This is a genomic window from Cryobacterium sp. Hh38, assembly GCF_004403235.1.
GTDB lineage: Bacteria > Actinomycetota > Actinomycetes > Actinomycetales > Microbacteriaceae > Cryobacterium > Cryobacterium levicorallinum.
On record NZ_SOHD01000015.1, the window covers coordinates 1 to 5,977 of the forward strand.

The 5,977-nt window shown below is 59.6% G+C and carries 6 protein-coding genes; 4 read left to right on the forward strand and 2 right to left on the reverse strand.

Going from position 1 to position 5,977, the window contains the following annotated elements:
• Positions 1–354: 354 nt before the first annotated feature.
• Positions 355–858 (reverse strand): hypothetical protein, encoded by a 504-nt coding sequence (locus E3T41_RS05900; protein WP_134477735.1) that lies wholly within the window; start codon positions 856–858, stop codon positions 355–357.
• A gap of 325 nt (positions 859–1,183) precedes the next feature.
• Here E3T41_RS05900 and E3T41_RS05905 point away from each other — a divergent pair, with 325 nt between their 5' ends.
• From E3T41_RS05905 to E3T41_RS05915, 3 genes are all read left to right on the forward strand, one after another.
• Positions 1,184–1,969 (forward strand): hypothetical protein, encoded by a 786-nt coding sequence (locus tag E3T41_RS05905; RefSeq protein WP_134477736.1) that lies wholly within the window; start codon positions 1,184–1,186, stop codon positions 1,967–1,969.
• A gap of 737 nt (positions 1,970–2,706) precedes the next feature.
• Positions 2,707–3,330, forward strand: coding sequence for a hypothetical protein (locus E3T41_RS05910; protein ID WP_134477737.1), 624 nt, complete (start codon positions 2,707–2,709; stop codon positions 3,328–3,330).
• Positions 3,331–3,708: 378 nt separating this feature from the next.
• On the forward strand, positions 3,709–4,350 hold the full coding sequence (locus E3T41_RS05915) for a hypothetical protein (RefSeq protein ID WP_134477738.1): 642 nt from the start codon (positions 3,709–3,711) through the stop codon (positions 4,348–4,350).
• Between the two features lie 65 nt (positions 4,351–4,415).
• Here E3T41_RS05915 and E3T41_RS05920 read toward each other — a convergent pair whose 3' ends face one another.
• Positions 4,416–4,865: a hypothetical protein gene (locus E3T41_RS05920; protein ID WP_134477739.1), complete on the reverse strand. Its 450-nt coding sequence runs from the start codon at positions 4,863–4,865 to the stop codon at positions 4,416–4,418.
• A 100-nt stretch (positions 4,866–4,965) separates the two neighbouring features.
• Between E3T41_RS05920 and E3T41_RS05925 the strand changes: the two genes are divergently transcribed.
• Positions 4,966–5,811, forward strand: a complete 846-nt coding sequence (locus E3T41_RS05925; RefSeq protein ID WP_134477741.1) for an alpha/beta fold hydrolase — start codon at positions 4,966–4,968, stop codon at positions 5,809–5,811.
• Positions 5,812–5,977 lie beyond the last annotated feature (166 nt).

A 5,977-nucleotide genomic window follows, 5' to 3' on the forward strand; every position in this document is an offset into this window, starting at 1 on the left:
CCGTGACGGGGCACCAGTGGTGCTGAGCCACACCACCACTGGTGCTCTTCCGCACGAACGGTGGGGCTCAACCGCACGATCGGGTGGGGCTCAGAGACTCGAATACTCAGCAGCCATAGGAACGACGGCGCGGCGCGGTGCAATACCTACTATCGACCACGACGGACGTTGCTCAGGCTCTGGCGACCAGCACGCTTCTCCTAGCCTCGGGAAGAAGGCAGGTCACCAAGTCCCTCTCGGGCGATCAGGTCCAACCGAGTTCGGACGTCGTCAACGGTAGAAATCACATCGCTATTACGCGATCTGAGCGGCTCCTTGGTCTGCTCGTAGCGGCCACCGAGTGCGAAGAGTTTTTCAGCTCCCTGCGCAGTCGACGCGGCCGCTTTGGCTCCCTCGATTTTCGCCGATGAGTCTGCCAAATACCTCAACGGAATCGGCAAAGCCGGATTGGTTAGGGGCCCCGAGCACTTCCTCACGCAACTTGCGGAGCTTCTCGTCCAAGTACTTGTCTACGACGACAGTCGACGTCATGCCATCGACGATTGTCCTCAGATGATCGGCCGCGTCAGTTAGCTCTGCTGGGTCCATGGACTGTAAGCGGAAGTTAAGTTGCTCGAGTAGGAAGACGTGTAGATCTGCAGCCAATGCTGTGATTCTAGCCATCAGACTGTGCTGGGCCTGACGAACCGGCGTCCATTGTGCCTCAGCCAAGGCCTGTCCTGACTTTTTCCACCCCAGCCACCCAAAAACCAGCCCGGCCGCGCCGGTAAAAGCACCGAATAGACCGAGGCCAGTCGTTAGATAGTCCATCCCAATTCCCATCCGCCACTTGTATATAGCAATGATGGCAGGTCCCATCGGCTGGTCCTTACGAGAGCCGTCCCGCAGAAGGTTCCTGTTTGGAGCATGGCGGAACTCGCCCGCGGCTCGCCCGTTTTGGTCATAGGGTCTTATTGCTTATTCTTTTTCGGCCTACAGCGCGGTGCGTAAGCAGGGCGCTATAGACCGCTAATTTCCGCTCTCGGATATCCGCTATGTGCGGTTCCGCGAAAGCGAAATCTAAGGCCCTGTGCTCGACATCATCACCGCAGACGACAATATTCGCCTTAGTTTTGATAGCTGGGCGAAAAAGGTTCAAGGGATAGACGGTGCTTGACGGCTAGGCAATCTTCTGGCATCAGCGATGGATATCCCCGAAAGTGAACGCCGTACCGACGCCCTGTTGAGCAGCGAATACTTGGAAAAACTGCTCTCGCTCGATAGCAATAGACTGATCGGAGCCGATCGGGGACGGGCTCAAGTTTTCATCGTTGAAGGATTCAGCGGCGCCGAGGGAACGGCGCACCGCTCACAAAACGAAGAAGAGATTTATATGACAATTCCAGATGAACCAAATTCCGCAAAAGATTTGGCGGCGGATGGTCCAGGACAGCCAACCAATCAAAGTGCGACACACGATACTGACTCGCGGTCCAAGAACCTGAATGTCAAGGTCATCGCGCTTATCGCTGTGGGCGTTGTCGTAATAGCGGGGGCAACGGGTCTGGTGTTTTCGCTCGCGCAACCTTCACCGGTCGAACGTGCGGGCGAAGCATGCTCCGGTTCCAAGCCAATCCAAGCGTTCCTTGATGACATTGATTCGAGTGCTTCCCCTGCACCTGAGGCTGATTCCACCGACCTCGAAGAAGACGACGCATTTGCAGAGCTATTCGAAGGAGTAGTGAGCGTCGAAGACGGTGGACGGACCCTCATCGTCAACACCAAGTCGCAGGACGAAGATGCTCTTGGGATGACATCGCTTTCACTCGACTGCGTGTATGAGCAACTTGAGATCCCGAAGCACATAACCGAGCGTATCGGCGTAACTCGTAGTGTCGACGGCCGACAGGATGGCCACTGGGATGAGTTCACAGCGTCTTGGAGCTATCACCCAGATAATGGCGCGAACGTTATCATCGTTCAGGATTAGAGGCAGCGCTGGTTGCGGCGCCGTTGCAAAACTTGGGTGGGTCGGAATTGATCGTGGAGCCGGCAACCAGCATTTCAGCGCGTTATTTTGCGCTCACCAGAAAGCCTCAGTGGTGCTGCGCTGAGTGACGAGACGCCACCATCAGCCTTCCCAATTGACACGGCATCGGCGCGCACGGCCGCCGGGTGGTTTGGTGCCAGATCGGTCGCGGTCGCCGTCCGGCGTACGGGCACGACGCCGATGTCATTACCGGCCGGTAAGCATTGGCGCTGGTTCATCGGGTTGTTCCTGGTTGGGCCATCCAGGCGTCGTGGAGGCTTACCACTCAGGGCTACCTAGCGGCCGGCTTCATGCTGAGTTCGTCGGCCCTTCCTCCGTAACGATTCCGACCAGCTCGGCAATCTTCAAGATTGTGTCTTCCATGGGCTCTTCGGCCGGACTGAATCCACCATGGGACGCGAGTGTCGGGGTGACCTGGCCGAGCTCCCCGAACGTCACCACGGGCCTGACCGGCACTAATAACCGGCCCGGCGCGGAACTCGATCTGTCAAAGGGACACGCCGTAGGGTGTCCCTCCCCGTTGCGGACGCGGTCGCTCGGGACTTGAGCTCCGCGCTGAGGCAAGGCCAAATGTGCGCCAATGGCGGGACGCACTTGAAAAGCCTCGGCGAAATGCGTGAAGTCGTCGCGGTCATTAACCTTGCTGGACTCGCACTTAATCTGCAAACTTGGTGGTTGTGCCTGAGATCCCTGAACTTCCGAGTCCCTTCCCGCCCATTCCCACGAGAGAAGCTGACCCTAGATGGGAGTGGCTGGATTGGCCGCTCGCGTGGACCTACGACGCAGAAGCGTACGATTTCAATGACCTGCAAACCCATCTTTGGTCTGCCGCGCGAATGATGGCCCGGGAAGCAGAAGCGCGGCACTCAGACGGCACTCCCCTTGGAAAGCACATTGCTGCACTGAGTATGGGCACCGCCGCCGAATTGCTTGCCAAGGCTTTCCTGGTTGGCATAAATCCCGCGCTGATAGCTCACCAGGGCGACATCAACTCAATCCTTATCTTTTCTGGCGATGTCGAGTTCCTGCCGCCGGGAGCCACAGTACGAACCCGAATGGGTAATGAAGTACTGTCTGCGGTGCGCAAAATGATTCAGATCCAGACCGGCGGACAGACACCTTGGTCAGATAGGGATCAGGAGGCGGTACTCGAAGCGCGCAACGCCACCGCACACCTCGGCCTACTGAGGGACGACCAGAAAATCAACTTCATGGTAAGTGGACGACGGATTCTGGAAGCGATCGCAGCGGAAACGAAAGATATCGGCGAATATTGGGGACCGACCTCGCATGACAACTAGACGCATCGCTTAAGGCGGCAGCGACGCGCGATCTCGTCGCGAAGGTCCCGCTAGAGGTTCCCCTTGCGGGCGGGGAGCCGCGGTACCGTCGATGACATGATTACCACCGCTTGACTTCGCCTTCGGCGTTGACGCCGTGCTGATGTGGGCCATCCCCCACGCAACAACATCCGGCCGACTTGTGGTTTGATCAAGAACGTGCGCCATTCCGTTTCGAACCGACACCGTCCGAGCACCGTCGCATGGTTGTCCTTCGCGGTGTGCGGCACGCTCACTGGTTGCGCGGGAGCAGTCCCGGCGTCGGACGCGGTGTCACAAGTGTCGGCGCGCAAGGCAGTCGCTGACGTCTCTCGGGGTCTCTACCGTGAGGGGACGGACGTGATCGATGACTATGCCCGCTGGGCTGACACCGACACCGAGAAATCGACCGTAGTCGAGTTGATCGGCTACGAACCATATCCCGGCGCGATCCACGGCGAACCAGTTGGAGCGCTGCAGTTTCGTGCGACGATACAGCACACCCCGAACGAAGGGCCGCACGTCGCTTGCTTTGAGTCGCAGTTCGATTTCTGGGGCGTCGCGACCGAGGAGCCCGGCGAATGGAGCGACGACACAGCGGTCGCCCACGACATCGCTTGCCCGCCGGACGCAAAGCGCATCCCCCCTCCGGTCGACACCCGCTTGGTTGACGTTGTTCCCGACGGAGCGGAGGCTCTCGTCGTCGAGGTGCTGACAAACGCGCCGTCCGCGGCATCCGCTGACGACATAGTCGCCGAGATCGTCAAGCGGATGCCGCAGCCGACCGGTGAGCGTGAGGTCGCGTTCGATCCCGAGGCGACGGTAGTCGACGGCGACATCGGCTTCGCGATGGGCGATGGGGACGACTGCCTGCTCGTGAAACGAGACGTCGACGGCGTGCAGGTGTTGCAGGTGCCCAAGATTCTGCTTCAGCCCGGAGAGCTCGGGTGCGCAGCCGGCACGGCGCTCCAGCCGGGCGACCAGCTACGGTCCCCCCACTGACCCAGAATCTGGGCGCTCGGCAATCGGCCCGATTGGCCGCGGATCCGTCGCGCAGGGGGTTCGGCTTACGAGGTGTGTGCCCGCGACCTGATGTACATCAGCGTATAGGAGGCACCTGCGACGAATATAAGGATGCTAATAATCCCACTGAAACCGACGGTTACTGTCGGGCCGAAGTAGATGAAAAACCCTATCCCCGTGAGGACAGCACCGACTCCCGCGATGATCCCCTGGGTGGCGCGTGGACGCTGCAAACGATGATCGAGTATCCCCAAAGCGAGCGACGCACCAAAAACAGCGGCCACACTGAACAAAAAGGCACCAAATGTGCTGAACATGAGTTCAACGATCAGAGGCGGAGCTGCAACCTGGGGATTGGCCAGTACGGCAGCGAAATGTGAACCGATGGCCAATACAACTGCTGAGGCCACACCGAGACAAACACCGAGAAACATGGTGAAGACCACCGCTCCGGGATTGCAGACGACCTCATCCTCTTCACTAAGTGTCCTCACGGGAGACAGCCTCGCACATCCTTGCTCTATTGGAAGCAATTCCCACTTGGGGTTCGGCTTACGGACCAGGGTGCGAAAGCGGTCGCACTAGGCTTCGGGAATGAACCCCGAGACAACGCACCTGCTCGACCACTCGCGTTCGAGCTGGTCTGTTCCGACCGAACCTCGTTTGCTGAGAACGCGCATTTGGTCCTCCAGCAGGTCAACGCCGGCACCGGTCGTAGTGCTCTCGCACGGCACGGGCGGCGCAGGAGAAGACCTGGACTGGCTCGCGAAACCGCTGAACGACGCGGGATTCCTCGTTGCGTCGGTCGATCACCCCGGGAACAGCTACAACGACGAGTACCTCCCCGAAGGATTTGCGTTCGCGTGGGAGCGAGCAAGAGACATCACCTTCCTCATCGACCACCTCGTGGCCGAGCACAACATCGATATCACGCGGGTCGGTGCGGCCGGGTTCTCGTTCGGCGGATACACCGTCACGGCACTACTCGGCGGCAAAATCGATGTACACCTCATGGAGGCAATGTTTCACGGACAGATCCCTGCGCCAGACGTACCGGAGTTTCCCGACTTGATCAAAACGCTTCGCAGCAAGTACTCCGATGCCGAGTTGACATCGTTGGCGGAAACCGGCGCGGGGTCCCTGACCGACGCGCGTGTCCGGGCTGGAATCCTCTTGGCGCCCGCCATCGGAAAGCTCCTGATCTCCGAGTCCCTCAGCCAGATTTCCGCCCCGGTCCTGGTGCGCTGGGGTGACGCCGACGACAACACACCCCCAGACGACAACGCCCTCGTCTATCGGGACTCTATGCCACAGGCTCGTGGCGAGAGTCTCGGCCGGGATATCGGGCATTACGTATTTCTCGGCGATCGACACGACCCCTCCGGCATACGACCGGAAGTCGCAGACGAAGCGGTCAAATTCTTCACCTCTTATCTCTGAGCGCGAGTCCGAGCGATAGAAATCACCACCCCGGCGACGTCCCTCGTCCCGCAGGGGGTTCCCCTATCGGGCCTCTCGCGTCCGACGTCGACGCCACTGTCTTCACGCGATTGTGTGCCCGCTGAGCGTCCCTCTTTCGGGTGCCGTGATCACGGCGATAATGATC

Coding starts and splice junctions, on each gene's coding strand:
- E3T41_RS05900 (WP_134477735.1), bottom strand. CDS start 858: ATGGGACCTGCCATCATTGCTATATACAAGTGGCGGATGGGAATTGGG.
- E3T41_RS05925 (WP_134477741.1), top strand. CDS start 4,966: ATGAACCCCGAGACAACGCACCTGCTCGACCACTCGCGTTCGAGCTGG.
- E3T41_RS05905 (WP_134477736.1), top strand. CDS start 1,184: ATGGATATCCCCGAAAGTGAACGCCGTACCGACGCCCTGTTGAGCAGC.